Here is a 20,067-nt window from a genome sequence, read left to right as displayed (position 1 = left end):
CCGTATTTTCCTTGCTGTTGTTGGGTTGAACGCCATTTTTTTCAATAGACCAATAAAAATCAATGCGTTACACTCTGTGCTTTGCCTAGTCGCCTGTGCTGAGTTGGTACTTACAATGCCTATTCCTTGCTCCTACAGTGGGGCTGCGTGAGGCGTAGCTGATGGTCATAGAAGCTACATGCAGGACCGTTCCGTAGGGCATTTGCAGGCTATGGTGGCACGTGTAGGCTGAGATACAGAAGCACGGAAAAACGGTACTGCTCACTAGAAAAGAGCGAATAGAGGATTGGGGAACATGTATCCCGCTTAGGGTGTTGCAGTAAGCAAACGAGCAAGCGCAGTTGAGTGAGTCTCATGGCCCTTGCTCGTTCTTTAATTCCTTTTGCTGCAAGGCATACTGGCTGGTTGTAGTGGTTGGTTGATTGTGCTTACAGGCACTAGGGTTGCCCCTCTCGCTACAGCACTTAGTTACTATCTTCCATAAAGTGTTTATTCATAAAACCTTGCGCTAAAGCTGGCACGCGTACATTTTCCTTATTTTTGCGTGCCGGCTACTTCCTTGCAGTCGAGACTCCACTCGCTTTTCCCTGTTTTCCGTCTTTTCTTTATATATGATCAGCACCTCCAACGTCAGTCTGCGCTATGGCAAGCGTGTATTGTTTGAAGACGTTACGATTAAGTTCATGCCGGGCAACGTGTATGGCCTCATTGGGGCCAACGGTGCCGGCAAATCCACTTTTCTGAAGATTCTGTCGGGCGAGATTGAGCCCAACACAGGCTCAGTTACCATGCCGCCCAACGCTCGTCTTTCCGTTCTGCGCCAGGACCAGTTTGCCTATGATGCTTATCCTGTGCTGCAAACGGTTATTCGGGGGCACCACCGGCTGTGGAAGGTGATGGAAGAAAAAGACGCCCTCTACGCCAAAGCTGATTTTTCGGATGCCGACGGCGAACGGGCAGCCGAGTTGGAAGGCGAGTTTGCTGACCTCGAAGGCTGGAACGCCGAGTACGAAGCAGCGGAACTCTTGTCGGGCCTCGGCATCGGTGAAGACAAGCACTACACGCTCATGGGCGACCTAGGCGGCTCCGACAAGGTGCGCGTGTTGCTGGCTCAAGCGTTGTTCGGCAACCCCGACGTACTGCTGCTTGACGAGCCTACCAACGGCCTCGACGCCGAAACCGTGCTGTGGCTGGAGAACTTCCTCGATTCGTTCCAGAACACGGTGATTGTGGTAAGCCACGACCGTCACTTCCTTGACGCTGTGTGTAACTACATGGCTGATCTGGACTTCTCGAAAATCACGATGTATCCTGGCAACTACTCGTTCTGGTATGAGTCGTCGCAGTTGGCTATGCGACAGCGGCAGGACGTGAACAAGAAGACCGAAGACAAGCGCAAAGAGCTGGAAGAATTTGTGCGCCGCTTCTCGGCCAACGCCTCGAAGAGTAAGCAGGCCACTTCGCGCCAGAAGCTGCTTCAAAAGCTTACCCTGGAGGAAATCAAGCCTAGCTCACGCAAGTACCCCTACATTGCCTTCAAGCCAGAGCGCGAAGCCGGCAACCAGCTGCTCACCGTAGAAAACCTAAGCAAAAAGGTGGATGGCCAAAAGGTGTTCGGCAACGTGTCGTTCTCGCTCGACAAGAAAGACAAAGTGGCTATCATCGGCCGCGACGACCGGGCGGCTTCCCTGCTCTTCGACATTCTGTTCGAGCAAATCCGGCCCGATACTGGGGACTTCAAGTGGGGTACCACTATCACGCCTTCGTATTTCCCCAAAGAAAACTCCGAATTCTTTGACACGGACCTCAACCTGGTGGACTGGCTGCGGCAATACTCAACCGAGAAAGACGAATCGTTTATTCGGGGCTTCTTGGGTCGGATGCTATTCTCAGGCGAGGAGTCGCAGAAGAAGAGCAACGTACTAAGCGGTGGCGAGAAGGTGCGGTGCATGCTCAGCAAGATGATGATGGAGTCGGGAAATGTGCTGGTTTTGGATGACCCAACCAACCATTTGGACCTGGAAAGCATCACTGCTTTAAACAACAGCCTCGGCGAGTTCGGCGGCACGCTGCTGTTCGCTTCGCACGACTTACAATTCATCCAAACGGTGGCCAACCGCATCATAGAGCTTACGCCCGACGGTATCATCGACCGGCGCATGACCTACGAGGAGTATTTGGCCGATGAAAACATCAAAGCGCTTCGCCAGCGCAAATACCAACTCGTCTCCTAACTGCGTTACCATTCGGTATGAACGCTCTGCAACGCTCCTTATCAACAGTTTTCCTGGTTGGCGCCGGGTTATTGGCAGCCCCCACGGCTTTTGCCCAGCGCACCGACAGCACCTCAACGGCGAAGCCTCAGTTGAACACGGCTCCTCCCGGCACGGCGCCACGGCCAGCCCCTACCCCCACCACGCCCGCTCCTCGTCAACAGGAGCAGCAGGTACCGGTTCCGGCCCCGCCACCCGCCAACGAGCCGATTCCGTCTCGGCCTTCTACCAGCAGCCCATCGGGCCTGGAGTTGCCGCAGCGGCCAGGCGTAGCGGCCCCGCCCCCACCGTTGCGTAAGTACTTCCTGTACACCAACTTCGGGCTGGGCTATACCAGCTATTACGGCGACGGGCAGTTCAATGCCAGCATTGCTCCGGCGCTTGGTATCCGACTTACAGAGAAGTTCTCGGTAGGTCCTGGTATTAGCTACTCGTACACCAATATTCAGTACTCTGATTATAATCAGCAGGTGTTCAACTACCCGGCCAAGGTTATATCCAACAACTTCGGACTCAAAGCCTTTGCCCAGTACATGGTGTACAAGCAATTCTTTTTGCATGCTGAGTACGAAGTAACCCGCACTACCGCAAAATTCGGTTTACAAGGGCAGGGATATGAAATTTCCCGAACGCTTAAAACGCCACTGGCAGGAGCTGGCTACCGCAACTCTTTCAGCGACAGAATAGCTGCTGACATTGTCGTTCTGTATAATTTCAATGATGGCGTGAACAACGATGGTTCCAGCACTTCTCCGTATGGCCAGCCCGAGATACGCCTCAATTTGCTCGTTAATCTGGGCAAATAGTTGAAAGCCCAGCCCATAAAAAAAGCGCCCCCGAATTTCGGGAGGCGCTTTTTTGCTTTTATTAGATCAAATCTCTTGACCTGCTTTCGGGAGCTAGACTACGCGTCCGCCGCGGATTACGCGTAGCAGGATGGCGATGATGGCAATTACCAGCAGAACGTGAATCAGGCTGTTACCCTGAATGCCAGTGCCTAGTACGCCGAAGAAACCGAGTGCCCAAATCAGGATGAGGACTACGGCAATGATGTACAATAGATTTCCCATGGTGGTGGAGATTGGATGAGTGGTGGAAAGGAAAGCTTTTGCTTAGTGGGAGAGAGTTTCCAACGTAGTAAGCTGAGCTGCGGATTTGTACGCGGAGGTAAACAAAAGGATATATCGCAACTAAAAAATCTTGGCATTTCAGGAAGCGTTTCCTGAAAAAAGCCCTTTGCATGGATTTGAGAGAGGTTATTCCAATAAAAATTTTCTTGGGTTTCCTTAAACAATTTCAATAACTGGCTTGGAAGCAGGCCACCATCTTGAGGGCCGTAGTTTTCACAGTAGCTTTGCCGTTCCCGGTCACTGACCGGCTTTTGTCCTCCCCCTCCCACCTTTTTCTTTGTTTGCAGCATGATGCACGTCGCCGTTATTGGCTCGGGTACGATGGGCAATGGCATTGCCCACGTCTTCGCCCAGCACGGGTTTTCCGTCGCCCTCATTGACATCAACCAACCAGCCCTCGACAAAGGGTTGCTCACCATCAGTAAAAACATAGACCGCCAGGTCAGCAAAGGCAGCCTTACGGAGGCCGACAAAGCCGATACGCTGGCGCGCATCCAAACCCACACCAGCATAGCCGAAGGCGTGCGCAATGTAGCGCTGGTGGTGGAAGCCGCCACAGAAAACGTGGAGTTGAAGCTGCAAATCTTCCGCGACCTAGACCAATACGCCCCGCAAGAGGCTATTCTGGCTTCCAACACTTCCTCTATCTCCATCACCAAGATTGCGGCCGTAACCAAGCGTCCCAGCCAGGTTATCGGGATGCACTTCATGAACCCGGTACCGGTTATGAAACTGGTTGAGGTAATCCGGGGCTACGCTACTTCTGATGCCGTGACCCAGCAGGTGATGGATCTTTCGCAGCAGCTCGGCAAAACGCCTACTGAGGTTAACGACTATCCGGGCTTCGTTGCCAATCGCATTCTGATGCCGATGATCAATGAGGCCATCATCAGCTTGTTTGAGGGTGTGGCCGGCGTCGAGGAAATTGATACCGTGATGAAGCTAGGTATGGCCCACCCGATGGGCCCGTTGCAGCTCGCCGATTTCATTGGGTTGGATGTCTGCTTGGCCATCCTGCGGGTGTTGCACGATGGCCTGGGCAACCCCAAGTATGCTCCCTGCCCGCTGTTGGTGAACATGGTAATGGCTGGCCGTTTGGGCGTAAAGTCGGGGGAGGGCTTCTACCAATACACAGCAGGCTCGAAAGAGCTGGTGGTGGCGGAGCGGTTCCGGAAATAGGCTTACATTGGCAGGCGGCACTACCGTGCTCTGAGGTACTGTTGTGATGAAAGCAAACCTTTCGGGCGGAAAATACCTTATACAGTTGTACTCGTATAGGGTATCTCTTGCTGCTGCGCTAGAACTTGTCAGCTCTAGCAGCAATGTAGTTGTCACTTACTAACTTCCCTTACCCACATGCAATTAGCAACATTCGGAGCCGGCTGTTTTTGGTGCGTAGAAGCCGTATTCCAAGACCTTCAGGGCGTACAGAAAGTGGTTTCGGGCTATTCCAACGGCCGTATTGCCAATCCTACCTACCGGGAAGTATGCAGCGGCCTTACTGGCCACGCCGAAGTCATCCAAATCACCTATGATCCGAAGGTAATTAGCTTCGAGGAGCTACTGGAGGTGTTCTGGAAAACCCACGACCCCACCACGCTCAACCGCCAGGGCAACGATACCGGCACGCAGTATCGCTCCGGGGTGTATTACCACAACGATGAGCAACGCCGCTTGGCCGAGGAGTATAAGCAGAAGCTAAACGACGCCAAGGCCTTCGACAACCCCATCGTGACGGAAATCGAGCCTCTGAAAAGCTTCTACCCGGCCGAAGATTACCACCAGAACTACTTCAAGCTGAACGGCCACGAGCCTTACTGCCAGTTTGTGGCCCGGCCTAAAGTAGAAAAGGTACGCGCCCTATTCGGCGACATACTCAAAAAGGCCACCGCCTAACGCAGCATTGCGCTGCAATCAAAAAGCCCACCCGGTATACCGGGTGGGCTTTTTTTGTGAGCTAACGGTAGGACGAAACGCTGCTACGTGAGCGTGATGGCAAAGGGGCCGTGCTCTTTCCCGAGGAAATAGAACATAGCTACCTTGTCAACTACGCTGCGGGCCAGCGGGGAACAGCTGGCGTCCACCACCTGCCCATTCTTAACCATGATAAAGCCAACCGCTTCGCCCGGCAACGCCCCATCTGAGTCGATGGCGGGCACTGGCGTCAGGAACTTGTGCGGCTTGATTTGGATATCCTCGGGCGCTGGCAGCTCCAAGGTAGGGTCGGCTTTGCGGGGCTTGAAACCAAATGTGGGCGTGTACGAGAAGTTTGGGTTGTGCACCCAGTCGCCGTTGAAAATGTAGTACTCGTCGGTACCGATGCGGATAAACTCCCGCACCGAGCAGTTAACGGCAATACGCGGCGCCGCGGGGTTTTGCAGGGCTTCGAGTAACTGCTTGGTACGCGTTGGATCGGGCACATCCACGAGGGGTTGTTTCAGCCGGGCCTGCACCACTATTTCGCAGCCGGCGTAGAGGTTAAGCAACTGCTGGCGCCACTCGTGCAGGGAGCCCAGGCGCTTAGCTTCGGCCGACGAAATATCGGGCAGCGTGTAGGTATACGGTCCGGCCAGTGCCACACCATCGGGGCCGTTGGCGGCGGCCCATTCCACTAGGTAGCAGATTTGCTTGCGCCCATCCACCCACGGCAGCTCCGTGTTATAAATTACTTTCGTCTGGATGTCGGCGGCAGCACGCTCCAGCTCGCCCGCCAAATACGTGCGAATTTCCTCGCGGGCTTCGGCGGCAGAAGCAGGACTGAGTTTCATGGTCATGAAGTAGAACGGAGAACTTAAAAGTGAGAATGGGGAGCGTAGAACTGAGATACTAAAAGCCGGGATTACTAAAACAAGGTCTACAATCTCACCTCTAATCTAAGCTCTCGGCTCGGAAAGTTATACAGCTACGTTGTGCTCGCGCAGGGCGTCGTTGAGGCTAGTTTTCAGGTCGGTGCTCGGCTTGCGCTGACCAATGATCAGAGCGCAGGGCACATGGTACTCACCGGCCGGGAACTGCTTGGGCAGTGAGCCCGGAATAACGACCGAACGGGCCGGTACGTGGCCGCGGTACTCTTTGGGCTCCGCGCCAGTCACGTCAATGATGCGGGTGCTGCCCGTGATGGTAACCCCAGCGCCAATAACGGCTTCTTTGCCTACAAAGCAGCCTTCTACCAGAATGCTGCGTGAGCCCACAAAGGCGCCATCCTCTACGATAACCGGTGCTGCCTGTACGGGCTCCAATACGCCGCCAATGCCTACGCCACCGCTCAAGTGCACGCCCGCCCCGATTTGGGCACACGAGCCTACGGTAGCCCACGTATCCACCATGGTACCTTCACCTACCCACGCTCCAATGTTCACGTAGCTAGGCATCAGAATTACGCCGGGTGCCAGATAAGCACCATAGCGCGCCGTGGCGGGGGGAACTACCCGCACGCCCTGACCCGCATAATCGGTTTTGAGGCGCATTTTGTCGCGGTACTCGAAAGGTGGCAGCGACAAGGTTTCCATCTGTTGGATAGGGAAATAGAGAATGACGGCTTTTTTCACCCAGTCATTTACCAACCATCCTCCTTCTTGGTCGGCGGCGGGCTGGGCTACGCGCAGGCGGCCTTTGTCGAGCTCCTCGATAACGTGCTGAATGGCCTCCGTAGTAGCGGCTTGCGAGAGTAGGCTGCGGTCGTTCCAGGCAGCTTCAATGGTTTGTTGCAGATTGGTCATGTATGTTGATGGTTGATGGCTGACTGATGATGGCGTGTTGATTGACGGCTGGTTGCTGCAAGTTGATGGCTAGTGGTTGTGGCACCTGACAGTCTGCTGGCATCTTAGCCAGCAACCGCTAATCCCGCTCAACCAGCCATCACCAAGCAACTATCAGCAACCGCCACCACCAACTCAGCCCCAAATTTACCATCTTCGCGGGCAAGATGCCGCCTACTATTTTTCCTTCTGGCCCTCCGGTTCGTGTTATTTTGCTGGCCTCGGTACTTAAGCCCCTCAACGACACCCGGATGTACGGCAAATTTGCTCGCTCACTGGCCGAGCGGCCTGCTACCGCTGTGCACGTGGCAGGGCGGCATGCCGTGCCACCCGTGGGCTCATCAGCTATACAGGTACACACCTTGCTACAGGGCACGCGCCTGAGTTGGGCGCGGCTGGGAGCCCAACGCCGCTACTGGCAGTTGCTGAATTCCCTTCAGCCCAACTTGGTGGTGGTGCACGCGCCCGAGTTATTGCCGCTCACGCTGCTTTGGCAGCGCCTGGGTGCCGGGCGCCGGTTCGTGTATGATATCCGAGAGAATTATGCGCTAAATGTGTCTACGCAGGGTGTGTACGGCCGCTTTACGCGCCAATGGCTGGCGGCGGGGCTGCGCTGGATGGAAACCCGTGCGGCCCACCGGGCCGCCGGACTAATTCTGGCCGAGGAAAGCTACGCCGACGAGTTGCCGTTTTTGCAAGACGTGCCCGCCGAACGGGTTGTGCTGTTGGAAAACAAATACCAGCCCACCACCCACAAGACGCAACAGGCTCCGCCAATGCCTGCCCCTTCCGAGCCGTTGCGGTTGCTGTACTCGGGCACTATCTCGGTGCTCAACGGAATTCACGAAGCCATAGCCTTGGCAAAAGAGTTGCACCGTCTCCGGCCGGGTGGTGTCTTGCTCACGGTTATCGGCTTTTGTCAGCAGCCCAGTCTTTTGCTGGAGTTGCGGCAGTTGCAGCTAACCCACCCACCCTGGCTACGCTTGCTGATGGAAGACACCGCTCCCGTTGCGCACACTGCCATTGTAACTGAAATTCAGCGCAGCCACGTAGGCTTACTTCTTTACCAGCCCCACCCTAGCACCCAGCGCTGCCGGCCCACCAAGCTATTCGAGTACTTGGCGCACGGCTTGCCCATGGTTGTGCCCAAGAACCCGTTGTGGGAGGCCAGCATCCGTCGCCACCAAGCCGGGATAGTAGTTGATGGGCGGGATATAGCAGCAGCAGCCCGCACCTTGCTGGAGCAGGTAGAGAAGCTCGTTTTTTACCCTCGCGGCGTCCCGACAGAAGCTTTCTGGGCATCGGAACACACAAAATTATGGGGGCTGATGGATTCCATCTGGTAACTGCCGACCTTTGCCGGCCGTTTACAAAGCAGCACTGCGGGTTTTTAGTACCTTCGGCACCTTTTCTTCGTCTCTTCGTCTCTCTCTCCCAAACCTACCTCTCTATGTCCACTCTTCGCCATTCCGAAATTGCTGGCGTCGGCCACTACGTGCCTAGCCGCGTGGTTACCAACGCCGACCTCACTACGCTCATGGAAACGACTGATGAATGGATTCAAGAGCGCACCGGCATCCAGGAACGCCGCTGGTTCGAGGAAGGCAAAGATACCACGGCCAACATGGGAGCCGCCGCCGCGCGCAAAGCCTTGGAAATGGCTGGCCTCACCCCCGACGATGTGCAGATGATCGTTTTTGCTACGCTCTCGCCCGACTATTTCTTCCCTGGCTCTGGTGTACTGCTCCAACGCGAACTAGGCATCAAGGCTCCCATCCCGGCTTTCGACGTGCGCAATCAGTGCTCGGGTTTCGTATACGCGTTGAGCATGGCCGACCAGTTCGTTCGCACCGGCATGTACGACACCGTGCTGGTAGTAGGCTCTGAGATTCACTCTTCCGGCCTCGACAAAACCACCCGGGGCCGCGGCGTATCGGTTATCTTCGGTGACGGCGCAGGGGCTGTGATTCTACGCCCCAGCACCCGCGAGGGACATGGCATTCTGAGTACGCACCTGCACTCGCAAGGCGAATTTGCCGAGGAATTGATTGTGAAAGAGCCAGGTTCCAACCGCGAAGACCGGGTGGGCTACGTGGTGGCCAACGAGCTGGACATGTACCCGTACATGAACGGCCAGAACGTGTTCAAACACGCGGTGGTGCGCTTTCCACAGGTAATCAAGGAGGCACTAGATCAGAACGGCTACCAGCCCCAAGATCTGAACATGCTCATCCCGCACCAAGCTAATCTGCGCATTACGCAGTATGTGCAACAGAAAATGGGCCTCTCCGACGATAAAATCTTCAGCAACATCCAACGTTACGGCAATACCACCGCCGCCAGCGTCCCGATTGCACTCAGCGAAGCCCTACAGGAAGGCCGCATCCAGCGTGGCGACTTGGTGTGTCTAGCAGCTTTCGGTTCCGGTTTCACCTGGGCCTCCGCCTTGATTAAGTGGTAGCAGTTGCTTCTGAATGTAGAATTCTGAACGAAGGACGCTAACCAATCTTTTTGTACTAGCGGCCTTCATTCACTTCATACTTCAGAATTCTAAATCCATACTTGAAAAGAATGCCCAGCTTCACCGAGGAAAACTATCTGAAAGCCATTTACAAGCTGGCCGAAGCCTCTCCGGGCTCCGAGGTTAGCACGAATGGTATAGCAGAAGTATTACAGACGCGGGCTGCCTCGGTGACAGACATGCTGCGTCGGCTTGGGGAAAAGGGCCTGCTCCACTACCAGCGGTACAAAGGCGTTTCGCTAACGGCGGAAGGCCGGCAGTTGGCGTTGCTCACCATTCGGAAGCATCGGCTGTGGGAAGTGTTTCTGGTTCAGAAGCTGGGCTTCAATTGGGACGAAGTACATGAAGTGGCCGAGCAAATGGAACACATCCATTCCCCGCTGCTGGTTCGCCGTCTCGATGAGTTCCTCGGGTTCCCGCGCCTCGACCCGCACGGCGACCCCATCCCAACGGAAGACGGTGCTGTGCTTCGTCCCCAAAACCGCCTCGTAGCCGACCTCTGCCCCGGCGACCAAGGCCAGCTGATGGCCGTCAAGAACACCTCGCCGGCCTTCTTGCAGTACCTAGATAAGGTAGGTCTCAAGCTAGGTTCTCACCTTGAAGTACTGGATAAGATAGAGTTTGACAACTCACTAGAAATCAGAATAAACAAAAAGTCTATACTTATGCTTTCTCCTGAGGTTGGGAGGAATTTGTTTGTAGCTGGTTAATCAAAAGCATCTGCATAATTAGATAGCAAAACGCAGCCTGATGGTTTAATCCCAGTGGCTGCGTTTTTCACTTACTACCCTACGGCTCGATGCCAATAGCGCGGCGTAGGTACTCAGCAATTATCCCTTAACGCGCCCTTGGTTGCGTACCTTCGCGGCCTCAACTTTTCCTTCTCTTTCTCGTGGCTGCTCTTCCTCCTGCCCTGTCCGATACCATTGTTGCCCTTTCAACGCCGCCCGGTGCAGGAGCCATTGCGCTGGTTCGGCTTTCTGGCGCCGCCGCCATTAGCTTGGTAGCTGAGGTATTCACGGGAAAGCGCCTGCTCGATCAGCCCAGCCACACCCTCCATTTCGGCACCATCCGTGAGGAAGACCGCATCATCGACGAGGTAGTCGTTTCACTGTTCCGTGCTCCTAACTCGTACACCCGCGAGGATGTAGTGGAAATTAGTTGCCACGGCTCCGACTATATCGTGCAGCAGTTGCTGCTGCTATTCACGCGCCGTGGGGCCCGCCTAGCCGAGGCTGGCGAGTTCACCAAGCGGGCCTTCCTGAATGGCGCCTTCGACCTCGCCCAAGCCGAAGCGGTAGCCGACCTGATTGTGGCCGACTCCCAGCTCTCTCACCAGGTAGCAATGCAGCAGATGCGGGGCGGCTTTTCCCGGGAGTTGAAAGACCTCCGGGCGCGGCTAGTTCAGTTTGCGGCCCTGCTGGAGTTGGAGTTGGACTTCGGAGAAGAAGACGTGGAGTTTGCCGACCGTACGGGGCTAGTCAGGCTACTTCAGGAAGTACAGGCGCTGGTCCAACGTCTACTGCGCTCGTTCGAGCTAGGCAACGTTATCAAGAATGGCGTGACTACCGTTATTGCCGGCCGGCCCAACGCTGGCAAAAGCACGTTGCTCAACTCGCTACTCAACGAGGAGCGCGCTATCGTTTCAGCAGTGGCAGGCACCACCCGCGACCTGATTGAAGACGAAGTAAGCTTAGATGGAATACGTTTCCGCTTCGTCGACACAGCAGGCCTGCGCGACACCACTGACATAGTGGAATCCATTGGCGTGGAGCGGACCTTGAAGCGGGTAAAGCAAGCGGCTTTAGTTATTTATCTGTTTGATTTAACGGAAACTAGCCCTAGTCAGCTTGAAGCAGAGATTGAAGCGCTTCAGTTATCCCCTGCCACTCCCATATTAGCCATCGGCAACAAGCTCGATGTGGCTTCCGAAGAAGAACAAGCGGCTTTCCGAACCCGTCCCAGCACCGTGCTGATTGCTGCCAGCCGCGGCGACGGCCTCGACGAGTTGCGCCAGCTTTTGCTGGCCCGGGTACGGGGTGAAGGCTTAGACCGCACAGGCAGCAGCACGATCGTCACCAACCTGCGGCATGCCCGCAGTCTGGAAGCCGCTACCCTCGCCCTCGATGCCGTACTATCCGGTCTCACGAGTGGTACCGGCACCGAATTACTCGCCGCTGACCTCCGGCACGCCTTGGCATCGTTAGGAGAAATCACCGGTGAGATTTCCTCTGACGACCTTCTTACCAGCATCTTCACTCAGTTCTGCATTGGCAAGTAGCTGACCAACCTTCAATACGTCATCACCAATAAAGCGCACCACCTTAAGTACGGTTTATCGGTGCTGCTCATAGGTGTTGGGCGGTAGGGCTTGCTGAAGCAGTTGCATTTCCTGTGCTGTTAAGGGCGGGGCTTCGGCGAGTGCTACAGCCTCGGCAAGTTGCTCTTCCGTGCGAATGCCTAATATTGCCGATGACACGGCAGGATGGTGCAACACGAAACGTGCCGCCACTTCCACTGCAGTACGCGCATTGGCTTGTGCCACTCTCCGTACAGCAGCGGCGGCGCTATCTACAACCTCCTTTGGATAGCTTAGGTATTCCTTGGAAGCCTTGCCTACGAGCAACCCTTGCGCAAAGCTGCCCCGCGCCAGCACTCCTATCTGGTGCTCTTGTAACAGTGACAAGCAGCTTTCCTCTGGCCGCCGATCCAGCAGGCTATACTGCATCATTACGCTGGCCAGGTTGGCACGTTCTACATACTCCCGAACAACGTTGGGGCGAATAGACGAAATACCGTATGCCCGAATCCTTCCCTGCTGCTTAAGTAGCTCAAACGCCTCTATAAGTTCATCGAGCGGGTCGTCGAGGGTACCACCGTGCAATTGATACAGGTCAATGTACTCCGTTTCGAGGCGCTTTAGGCTTTCTTCGACTGCCTGCAACACGTAGGCTTTTGTGGGGGCCCAGTCCCAACCGCTACCATCGGGCCGCCATACATTGCCTACTTTGGTGGCAAGTACTACATCCTTGCGGTGGCCTTTGAACGCCTTGCCCACAGTGGTTTCGTTTGCCCCTCGCTGGTACAGATCTGCCGTGTCGAAGAAGGTGATGCCCTGATCTAAGGCACTATACAACAGGGTGCGGTTAGTTGCGTAATCGGTACCGAGCGACATGCAGCCAAATCCAATTTCACTTACCTGCAACCCGGAATTTCCTAGCGTTTTGTATCTCATTGGGTGATGCTTAGTGTAACACAGATGCTGCTTTACTTGCATCATCCCGTTCTGGTTGATTTTCCCTCTGCCTACGCTACTTCACACTTGGTTGCGGACAGCAACGCAGCTACGTGCCGCACGCATCATGTGTGATATAATTGGCTGGCCTATTTACGGATGCACTGCTTGCTAACTTACTAGCCTACCCACTCTTATCAACAGAAGCCAAGTTATTGCGTACAATAAACCGCGAATGTTCGCTAGAATGCGGGTGAAAAAGCCGGCCGAACACTGTGTATTTTGCCGGACTGTGCTTCTTTTGCAAGTACTTTCTCACATCTAAACAACATACAGGGGCTCACGGTAGTATAGAACTCAACTACCACGCTGGCTTTTCAGCTTGCTGGTTATTCTTTAGCTTCGCCCCTGAACCACCCTTCTACCCCTCTCCTATGGCAGAATCTGCTGAGATTATCCTCGACGGCAAATCGATTATGTTGCCCGTCATTGAAGGCACCGAACACGAAAAAGCATTTGACATCGGAAAGCTGCGGGACCAAACCGGTTACGTAACCCTCGATTCTGGCTACAAAAACACCGGCGCTACCAAGAGCGCCATTACATTCCTCGATGGAGAGGAAGGCATTCTGCGGTACCGCGGCTATCCTATCGAGCAACTAGCCGAGAAATCGTCGTTTCTGGAAGTAGCGTATTTGCTTATCTACGGCGCATTGCCTTCCAAAGCCGAACTCGATGAGTTCAGCCATCAAATCACCAAGCATACGCTGGTGCACGAAGATGTCCGCAAGATTTTTGATGGTTTCCCATCAGCGGCACATCCTATGGCTATTCTTAGCAGCCTTATCTGCTCGCTTACGGCGTTCTATCCCAAGAGCATCGACCCCAACCAGAGCGCAGAGGAAATGAATCTGAACATCCTGCGTTTGATGGCCAAAATCTCGACCATCGCCGCCTGGACGTACAAGAACTCGCAGGGCCACCCTCTCAATTATCCCCGCAACGACCTCGACTACACGTCCAACTTCCTCTACATGATGTTCAGCTTCCCTACGGAGAAGTACGACATCAACCCAGTGGTGGTGAGCGCGCTCAACAAGTTGCTTATCCTGCACGCCGACCATGAGCAGAACTGTTCCACTTCTACGGTGCGCTTGGTGGGCTCAGCTAATGCTAGCTTGTACGGCTCGGTTTCGGCTGGTATCAACGCCTTGTGGGGCCCCCTGCACGGCGGTGCCAACCAAGAAGTGGTAGAGATGCTGGAAGCCATTCAGGCTGATGGCGGCGACACCAGCAAGTTCATTGCCAAGGCCAAAGACAAGAACGATCCTTTCCGCCTGATGGGTTTTGGCCACCGCGTGTACAAGAATTTCGACCCCCGCGCCAAGATCATCAAGAAGGCCGCCGACGAAGTTCTCACAGCGTTGGGCATCAATGATCCACTGCTGAAAATTGCGCAGGAATTAGAGCAAGCGGCTCTCACCGACCCTTATTTCGTGGACCGCAAGCTGTATCCGAACGTGGACTTCTATTCGGGCATCATCTACAAAGCCATTGGCATCCCAACCGAGATGTTCACGGTGATGTTCGCCCTCGGGCGCCTCCCCGGCTGGATTGCGCAGTGGAAAGAAATGCGTGAGAACAAGGAGCCAATTGGTCGTCCGCGCCAGATTTACACGGGCGAACTAGAGCGCGACTACGTAAGCATCGAGAACCGCTAGGTAGCTCCAACGACTAGTCCGGGCTAAAACGAAGAAGCCGGCTCCCTAGGGAGCCGGCTTCTTCGTTTTAGCCCGGACTGACTATCGGGCGCTGAACGCCATCAAGTCGGCTTTAGATTGCGTGTACACAGCCATTTGACGTGGCCATAAGATGGTGGCAAGGTCCCACTCGTAGTGCGCTTGCATTTCAGCAAGTTTCTGGTCGAGGGCGGCAGGATCTGAAGCCAAACGAGCTTTTGTTTCCTGCACCTCGTTCAGCATACGCACGTTCAACTGACGGACCTTCACGTATTGTCCTTCGCTGAGCTGGGTTTTTTGAGCCAGTTGCTTGGTCATTTGTGTGGCCCGGTCGGTGGTCCGGTTTTGGTCACCAGAACCGGCTTCAGCCAGTTGGACAGAGCCAACTATGAGAGCGAAAACTAGAGGAGTAAAGATGTTTTTCATGATGGGGACATTTTAGGGTTGGAAATTGGCAATGGTATGGAGCAGCAGTTAGCAAGCCGCAATAGCAACCTGGCAACATTATGTACTAAATATACAATACTATTAAATTAAGTCAAAATAAATTATAGGTTTATTTATAGACTTAAGAGACTCTATATTCTCATTTTAAGAAAATACTGACTTAGGGCTTTCCATTACTCCCTTATAGTTAAGAAGGAGGTTGATCAGGCCATAATTTTCTGGCAAGTCCTAGTCACTCCTATTATTGCGTGAATTGCATCACGCCAGATTCAACTGTTTTTGCCATATAACGCGTGCTGCCATTAACGCCACGCCAAGAACCCACCGAGGTGAGTTCTTGGCCGGCGGATATGCAGCTAGCGTGGAGCACTAAGGGCAGTCATGCTGTTGCGCGCTTGGTTGAACATAACAAGCTGCGACGGACGCATCATAGCAGTTAATTCTAGCTCATAACGAGCCTGCGCTACCGCTAGGCGCTCATCTAGGATGGCAGGTTCAGCAGCAAAGCGAGTTTTCAGATCTTCCATCTCGGTAAGCATGCGGATGTTAAGATCCTTCACCTTTACATACTGTCCTTCGTCTAGGCGCGCCTTTTCAACCTGCACTCGGGTAAGGGCTAGAGCCCGTGTCTTGATGGTGGCATCTTTGTCGCCGGTTGCGTACGCGGTGGCTCCTAGTGCCAATACTAGGCCGGTAAGGAAAAGAGCTTTTTTCATGGTGATGGAATGTGAGTGAGAAAAAGGTAAATAATGCTTGATGCCTAGCCTAGATACATTGTAAAAAACTAAGTTGTTTGCACCTTTTTGACTGGCTCAAATATAGAGGAATATTTAAACATACACAGAAAATTTATAATTATTCTATTCCTATACTTGCACTCAGCCAGCCTGAATCATTCAGTATTAAGGGTTTAATAGTGATACTAAGAAGGAATACTACAAGCAAAAAAAGTCCGGTAGCATATGCTACCGGACTTTTTTGTCCTGATTACCTACCTGAAAGAGGCCCCTTTTAAAGGATGCGCAACTCTATTCTTCTATTTTGCTGCCGACGGCTGTCCGAATCGTTTGCCACTAATGGCTTGCTCTCGCCGTATCCCTTGAACCGGAGCCGTTCCGCTTTTACTCCCTGGCTCACCAAATAGCTATACACCGACTTAGCACGGTTCTGCGACAACGACAGGTTGTCATCGTCAGAGCCTACGTCGTCGGTGTGCCCACTTACCTCCACTTGCACCTCAGGGTACTGCTTCATGAACCCAACAAGCCGGTTGAGTTCTGTCCGCGACTTAGGCTTCAATTCGTATTGGTTGGTATCGAAAAACAAGTTGTTGAGTACGATACTCCGGCCAGCGCGCACCGGCTCCAAATAAATGTCCAGGGTGAGCGGATCGAAATTGCGCTTGTCTGAATAGTCGAAGCTTAAGCTCTTCATCAGATACTTGTCAGCGGCAGCATACATGGCATACTGCCGACCTTCGTTCAGTACCACCGTGTAATCTCCGTTCTCGGCATCTGAGGTCACAAACTGCGTTAGCTCGTCGGTATTCAGGTCGTAGAGCTGCACATCTGCCTTGATGGGCTTTTTGGTTGACGCGTCGAATACGCGGCCCTGGGTATAGGTACTCGTCTCGCTGGGCCGAATTTGCTGGGGCACCTCGAAACTAAACAACTCCACTGGCCGGTCCTGCTCGGTACGGACGCCTGACTCCGCTGCTCGCGAACGGGAGCAGAAACCACGACGATTGTCGGATGTGATGAAAAGAGAAGCTTCGTTTTCGTGCGTATTCAGCGGATAGCCTAGATTGAGGGGCTCACTCCAACGGCCAGCCGATTTCAATTCACACCGAAAAACATCCAACCCTCCCATACCTACTAGCCCATCGGTGACGTAGTAGAGCGTAGTCCCGCTGGCATGAATAAAAGGTGCCATGTCTTTACCTGGCGTATTTACGGGTTGTCCAAGGTTGCGAGCGGGGGTCCAGTTGCCGTCAGCGTCTAAGGTGGTCATGTAGATGTCTTCCAGCCCTTGTCCTCCCCGACGGGTAGAAGTGAAGTAGAGCGTACGCCCATCAGCCGAAAGCGTAGGCTGCGAGTCCCATTCCGGCGAGTTAACCGTGCGGCCCAGGTTCTGGGGCTTGCTCCAGTTGTTGCCGGTGCGCCGCGAAATATAAAGGTCACAGTTGCCAACCGAATTAGGCCGGTCGCAGGAAGCAAAAACCAGAGTTTTGCCGTCACCGGAAATAGTGCCAGCCCCCTCGTTATAAGGCGTGTTGATGAAAGGAGATATGGAAGCTGGATTGCCAACGCTGCCATCCTTGTTCATACGCGCGACAAACAAATCTTCACCACTGTCAACGGCTGGCCGCCCCGTGAAGAGCAGAAAGCGGCTGTCTGCGGTAAGGGCCGGAAAGTACTGAAACCGAAACGTGTTGAGAGGGGCTGCCAAACGATCTGGACGAACGCCAATAGGCGCAGCCATGGCTTTCACCGCAAACTCGCAGTTAAGTAATTGCCGTTGGGCCCGAGCAGCGTTGCGCTGCGCTTTCGGTCCCGATTTCAACAGCCGTTTGTAGCTTTCAGAGGCAATCTGATACTCTCCGAAGCTCATGGCCAACTCTCCGAGCGTGAAATAATCGGTGGCCCGATTAGCGTCTACGGGCATTTTGGCGAGCCCATCCCGATATGCCTCGAAAGCAGGTCGATTCTCGCCCATACTCTTCAGCAACGAACCACGCATCAAGTATGGCTCGCCTAAGGAGGGGAACTTCTGGTTGAGCACCGTCAACGTTTCGATGGCTTTATCGAAGTTACGTTCTTTTGCCTGGGACTGCGCTTTATCCCACAGGCTACGGGCTTTGGTATTGGTGGTAGCCAAGGTAGCCTGACCAGCCGCGCCAAGCGGCAACAGCAGGACAACGGCTAGCAGCAACGGCACGGATAGCAATCGGCGCATAAACCAGAACCCTAGGGGATATCAAGAAACTTATGAGTCTGTAAGGATACCTGCCAACGCGGATTTGCCTTCACGTAGTCTACAATGAGCGGCATCATTTGCGCGGATTTGCTCCATTCCGGCTGCAAATACAGTCGGCAAGCTGAACCTACTTGCGCTGCGTGTTCCTCGGCCCACACGAAGTCCGACTTATTGAACACAATAATTTTCAGCTCGTGGGCATACGCCAACACCGAGGGCAATGGAGCTTTGAACTTCTTGGGCGACACACAAATCCAGTCCCACTCGCCGCTAAGCGGGTAAGCACCACTGGTTTCAATCCAGTTTTGGCAGCCCGCTGCGTGCAGGGCTTGGGTCAGGGGGCCTAGGTTATGCATTAGGGGCTCACCACCCGTAATCACCACGTTGCGGCCAGCGTGGGCCGTGGCAGCGGCCACAATATCAGGAATGGCCACGCGAGGGTGGGCATTCACATCCCACGACTCTTTTACGTCGCACCAAACGCAGCCTACATCGCACCCGCCGAGGCGGACAAAGTAGGCTGCGCGTCCGGTGTTGTAACCTTCACCTTGAATCGTATAAAACTGCTCCATAAGGGGCAGCGCGGGTGATGGAGCCTCAGAGAGTGTTGAGGCTGCCAGCACAAGAGGAAGTTCGTGCAGCAAAGCGGGGTCTTCAAACAAGTAAAGCCAGGTTGTTGGCCGTTACTCCGAACGTATACATGCCCGTCGTTCGTTCCCCCAACCCGACTCTAAAAGTAGTACAACGCCTTGAAATTCAAAACCTGCACTGTGTATTTATTGGATTCTAGCGCGGATATACCTCGCGTTTGCACGCTTTCAAAGTGTTGAGTAGCAACATAGCAATGGTCATGGGACCAACGCCTCCTGGCACCGGAGTAATGTACGATGCCAAGGGTGCTACCTCTGTGAAATTTACGTCGCCTTTTAAGGCCCACCCAGCTTTACGGCTTGCGTCTTCCACCCGCGTCGTGCCTACATCAATAACCACGGCGCCAGGCTTCACCATGTCTGCCGTCACGAACTCCGGCCGGCCCAGAGCAGTCACCAGAATGTCGGCTGTCTGCGTGATAGCAGCCAAGTTCTGCGTACGGGAGTGGCATAAAGTAACCGTACAATTGCCAGGCTCTAAGTTCTTAGCCAGCAGAATGCTAACGGGCGTGCCCACAATGTTGCTACGACCAATTACCACGCAATGCTTACCATCGGTAGGCAACTTGTAACGACGTAGCAGTTCCACAATACCCGAAGGAGTAGCGGGCAACAAGGCGGGCAACCCAGCCACCATCCGACCAATGTTCATGGGATGAAACCCATCCACATCCTTCTCGGGGCGAATAGCTTCAATCACCTTTTCCGAAGAGATATGGCGGGGCAGCGGCAGTTGCACAATGAAGCCGTCGATGTCGGCATCTTGGTTTAGCTCTTCCACCTTCGCCAACAGTTCGGCTTCGCTGATGTCGGCTTCGTAGCGCAACAGCGTGCTCTCAAACCCGACCCGTTCGCAGGCTAGCACTTTGTTTCGCACGTAGGTTTCAGATCCACCGTCGTGGCCGACGAGGATAGCGGCTAGGTGGGGCACCTTGCTACCAGCAGCTTTTAGCTTTTCTACTTCAGCAGCAATTTCAACTTTAATGTCCTCGGCAGTTTGCTTGCCGTCGATGAGGCGGTAGGTAGTGGCTTCGGGGGCAGTGGTCATGGGATGGTGAGCGAGGTTATTCAGGAAGTTTATCAGTGGTTTCGCGTGAGCGGGCATGCGCTAGAATGGCCGCGTTGCCCGACTCAAGAATTTCTTTCTCCATTTCAGGCCAGTCATCCCTCCACCGGAACTTGCGCTCCTGTCCTTTGCGGATGTTCTCTAACTGGTTTTCGTTCGTACAGTTCTTGGTGAGTTCTTTAAGCATTTGCTGTAAGGTTAATCATACCATGCTCTTTCAAGAAGTGTATGAAGTGAAATGAAACAGAGAAGTAAAGACATTAAAAAACGCG

At 54.0% G+C, this 20,067-nt stretch carries 19 protein-coding genes; 9 read left to right on the top strand and 10 right to left on the bottom strand.

Going from position 1 to position 20,067, the window contains the following annotated elements:
- Positions 1-611: 611 nt before the first annotated feature.
- Both MTX78_RS10740 and MTX78_RS10735 read left to right on the top strand, forming a co-directional pair.
- The gene (locus MTX78_RS10740; RefSeq protein WP_243802504.1) at positions 612-2,234 is read left to right on the top strand and encodes an ABC-F family ATP-binding cassette domain-containing protein; all 1,623 of its coding nucleotides are present in this window, start codon (positions 612-614) and stop codon (positions 2,232-2,234) included.
- 17 nt (positions 2,235-2,251) lie between these two features.
- Positions 2,252-3,079 (top strand): hypothetical protein, encoded by an 828-nt coding sequence (locus MTX78_RS10735; RefSeq protein WP_243802502.1) that lies wholly within the window; start codon positions 2,252-2,254, stop codon positions 3,077-3,079.
- A gap of 93 nt (positions 3,080-3,172) precedes the next feature.
- Here the strand turns inward: MTX78_RS10735 and MTX78_RS10730 are convergent, their stop codons facing one another.
- Positions 3,173-3,343 (bottom strand): lmo0937 family membrane protein, encoded by a 171-nt coding sequence (locus tag MTX78_RS10730; protein WP_243802500.1) that lies wholly within the window; start codon positions 3,341-3,343, stop codon positions 3,173-3,175.
- Between the two features lie 348 nt (positions 3,344-3,691).
- Between MTX78_RS10730 and MTX78_RS10725 the strand changes: the two genes are divergently transcribed.
- Entirely contained in the window at positions 3,692-4,582 is an 891-nt protein-coding gene (locus MTX78_RS10725) for a 3-hydroxybutyryl-CoA dehydrogenase (RefSeq protein WP_243802498.1), read from the top strand.
- A gap of 177 nt (positions 4,583-4,759) precedes the next feature.
- Complete coding sequence (gene msrA, locus MTX78_RS10720; RefSeq protein WP_243802496.1) at positions 4,760-5,299, top strand: peptide-methionine (S)-S-oxide reductase MsrA; 540 nt, start codon at positions 4,760-4,762, stop codon at positions 5,297-5,299.
- 83 nt (positions 5,300-5,382) lie between these two features.
- On the opposite strand, the gene MTX78_RS10715 is transcribed toward msrA, so the two are convergent.
- Complete coding sequence (locus MTX78_RS10715) at positions 5,383-6,171, bottom strand: hypothetical protein (RefSeq protein WP_243802494.1); 789 nt, start codon at positions 6,169-6,171, stop codon at positions 5,383-5,385.
- A gap of 126 nt (positions 6,172-6,297) precedes the next feature.
- Positions 6,298-7,122: a 2,3,4,5-tetrahydropyridine-2,6-dicarboxylate N-succinyltransferase gene (locus tag MTX78_RS10710; protein ID WP_243802492.1), complete on the bottom strand. Its 825-nt coding sequence runs from the start codon at positions 7,120-7,122 to the stop codon at positions 6,298-6,300.
- A 206-nt stretch (positions 7,123-7,328) separates the two neighbouring features.
- On the opposite strand from MTX78_RS10710, the gene MTX78_RS10705 reads away from it, so the two are divergent.
- From MTX78_RS10705 to mnmE, 4 genes are all read left to right on the top strand, one after another.
- Positions 7,329-8,507: a glycosyltransferase gene (locus MTX78_RS10705; protein ID WP_243802490.1), complete on the top strand. Its 1,179-nt coding sequence runs from the start codon at positions 7,329-7,331 to the stop codon at positions 8,505-8,507.
- Between the two features lie 104 nt (positions 8,508-8,611).
- Positions 8,612-9,622, top strand: a complete 1,011-nt coding sequence (locus tag MTX78_RS10700) for a 3-oxoacyl-ACP synthase III family protein (RefSeq protein ID WP_243802488.1) — start codon at positions 8,612-8,614, stop codon at positions 9,620-9,622.
- A 110-nt stretch (positions 9,623-9,732) separates the two neighbouring features.
- Positions 9,733-10,392 (top strand): metal-dependent transcriptional regulator, encoded by a 660-nt coding sequence (locus tag MTX78_RS10695; protein WP_243802486.1) that lies wholly within the window; start codon positions 9,733-9,735, stop codon positions 10,390-10,392.
- 182 nt (positions 10,393-10,574) lie between these two features.
- Complete coding sequence (mnmE, locus tag MTX78_RS10690) at positions 10,575-11,963, top strand: tRNA uridine-5-carboxymethylaminomethyl(34) synthesis GTPase MnmE (RefSeq protein WP_243802485.1); 1,389 nt, start codon at positions 10,575-10,577, stop codon at positions 11,961-11,963.
- A 54-nt stretch (positions 11,964-12,017) separates the two neighbouring features.
- Here mnmE and MTX78_RS10685 read toward each other — a convergent pair whose 3' ends face one another.
- Entirely contained in the window at positions 12,018-12,917 is a 900-nt protein-coding gene (locus tag MTX78_RS10685; protein WP_243802483.1) for an aldo/keto reductase, read from the bottom strand.
- A gap of 434 nt (positions 12,918-13,351) precedes the next feature.
- Here MTX78_RS10685 and MTX78_RS10680 point away from each other — a divergent pair, with 434 nt between their 5' ends.
- The gene (locus tag MTX78_RS10680; protein WP_243802481.1) at positions 13,352-14,638 is read left to right on the top strand and encodes a citrate synthase; all 1,287 of its coding nucleotides are present in this window, start codon (positions 13,352-13,354) and stop codon (positions 14,636-14,638) included.
- A gap of 81 nt (positions 14,639-14,719) precedes the next feature.
- On the opposite strand, the gene MTX78_RS10675 is transcribed toward MTX78_RS10680, so the two are convergent.
- From MTX78_RS10675 to MTX78_RS10650, 6 genes are all read right to left on the bottom strand, one after another.
- Positions 14,720-15,082, bottom strand: a complete 363-nt coding sequence (locus MTX78_RS10675) for a hypothetical protein (protein ID WP_243802479.1) — start codon at positions 15,080-15,082, stop codon at positions 14,720-14,722.
- 377 nt (positions 15,083-15,459) lie between these two features.
- Positions 15,460-15,819, bottom strand: a complete 360-nt coding sequence (locus tag MTX78_RS10670; RefSeq protein ID WP_243802477.1) for a hypothetical protein — start codon at positions 15,817-15,819, stop codon at positions 15,460-15,462.
- Positions 15,820-16,114: 295 nt separating this feature from the next.
- Positions 16,115-18,058 carry an OmpA family protein gene (locus MTX78_RS10665; protein WP_243802475.1) on the bottom strand — a complete coding sequence of 648 codons (1,944 nt, stop codon included), beginning with the start codon at positions 18,056-18,058 and terminating at the stop codon, positions 16,115-16,117.
- Between the two features lie 11 nt (positions 18,059-18,069).
- A complete protein-coding gene (locus tag MTX78_RS10660) occupies positions 18,070-18,651 on the bottom strand; it encodes a 7-carboxy-7-deazaguanine synthase QueE (RefSeq protein WP_243802474.1) in 582 nt (193 codons plus the stop codon).
- A 214-nt stretch (positions 18,652-18,865) separates the two neighbouring features.
- A complete protein-coding gene (locus tag MTX78_RS10655; RefSeq protein WP_243802472.1) occupies positions 18,866-19,777 on the bottom strand; it encodes a bifunctional 5,10-methylenetetrahydrofolate dehydrogenase/5,10-methenyltetrahydrofolate cyclohydrolase in 912 nt (303 codons plus the stop codon).
- 16 nt (positions 19,778-19,793) lie between these two features.
- Entirely contained in the window at positions 19,794-19,982 is a 189-nt protein-coding gene (locus tag MTX78_RS10650; RefSeq protein ID WP_243802470.1) for a hypothetical protein, read from the bottom strand.
- Between the last annotated feature and the right edge of the window lie 85 nt (positions 19,983-20,067).

It is taken from the genome of Hymenobacter tibetensis (genome assembly GCF_022827545.1).
Classification (GTDB): Bacteria; Bacteroidota; Bacteroidia; order Cytophagales; family Hymenobacteraceae; genus Hymenobacter; species Hymenobacter tibetensis.
This window is presented reverse-complemented; position numbering and strand designations above follow the sequence as displayed.

Bases quoted from the DNA above. Each gene is read 5' to 3' on its own strand.
- MTX78_RS10740 (WP_243802504.1), top strand. From the start codon at position 612: ATGATCAGCACCTCCAACGTCAGTCTGCGCTATGGCAAGCGTGTATTG.
- MTX78_RS10735 (WP_243802502.1), top strand. From the start codon at position 2,252: ATGAACGCTCTGCAACGCTCCTTATCAACAGTTTTCCTGGTTGGCGCC.
- MTX78_RS10730 (WP_243802500.1), bottom strand. From the start codon at position 3,343: ATGGGAAATCTATTGTACATCATTGCCGTAGTCCTCATCCTGATTTGG.
- MTX78_RS10725 (WP_243802498.1), top strand. From the start codon at position 3,692: ATGATGCACGTCGCCGTTATTGGCTCGGGTACGATGGGCAATGGCATT.
- msrA (WP_243802496.1), top strand. From the start codon at position 4,760: ATGCAATTAGCAACATTCGGAGCCGGCTGTTTTTGGTGCGTAGAAGCC.
- MTX78_RS10715 (WP_243802494.1), bottom strand. From the start codon at position 6,171: ATGAAACTCAGTCCTGCTTCTGCCGCCGAAGCCCGCGAGGAAATTCGC.
- MTX78_RS10710 (WP_243802492.1), bottom strand. From the start codon at position 7,122: ATGACCAATCTGCAACAAACCATTGAAGCTGCCTGGAACGACCGCAGC.
- MTX78_RS10705 (WP_243802490.1), top strand. From the start codon at position 7,329: ATGCCGCCTACTATTTTTCCTTCTGGCCCTCCGGTTCGTGTTATTTTG.
- MTX78_RS10700 (WP_243802488.1), top strand. From the start codon at position 8,612: ATGTCCACTCTTCGCCATTCCGAAATTGCTGGCGTCGGCCACTACGTG.
- MTX78_RS10695 (WP_243802486.1), top strand. From the start codon at position 9,733: ATGCCCAGCTTCACCGAGGAAAACTATCTGAAAGCCATTTACAAGCTG.
- MTX78_RS10685 (WP_243802483.1), bottom strand. From the start codon at position 12,917: ATGAGATACAAAACGCTAGGAAATTCCGGGTTGCAGGTAAGTGAAATT.
- MTX78_RS10680 (WP_243802481.1), top strand. From the start codon at position 13,352: ATGGCAGAATCTGCTGAGATTATCCTCGACGGCAAATCGATTATGTTG.
- MTX78_RS10675 (WP_243802479.1), bottom strand. From the start codon at position 15,082: ATGAAAAACATCTTTACTCCTCTAGTTTTCGCTCTCATAGTTGGCTCT.
- MTX78_RS10670 (WP_243802477.1), bottom strand. From the start codon at position 15,819: ATGAAAAAAGCTCTTTTCCTTACCGGCCTAGTATTGGCACTAGGAGCC.
- MTX78_RS10665 (WP_243802475.1), bottom strand. From the start codon at position 18,058: ATGCGCCGATTGCTATCCGTGCCGTTGCTGCTAGCCGTTGTCCTGCTG.
- MTX78_RS10660 (WP_243802474.1), bottom strand. From the start codon at position 18,651: ATGGAGCAGTTTTATACGATTCAAGGTGAAGGTTACAACACCGGACGC.
- MTX78_RS10655 (WP_243802472.1), bottom strand. From the start codon at position 19,777: ATGACCACTGCCCCCGAAGCCACTACCTACCGCCTCATCGACGGCAAG.
- MTX78_RS10650 (WP_243802470.1), bottom strand. From the start codon at position 19,982: ATGCTTAAAGAACTCACCAAGAACTGTACGAACGAAAACCAGTTAGAG.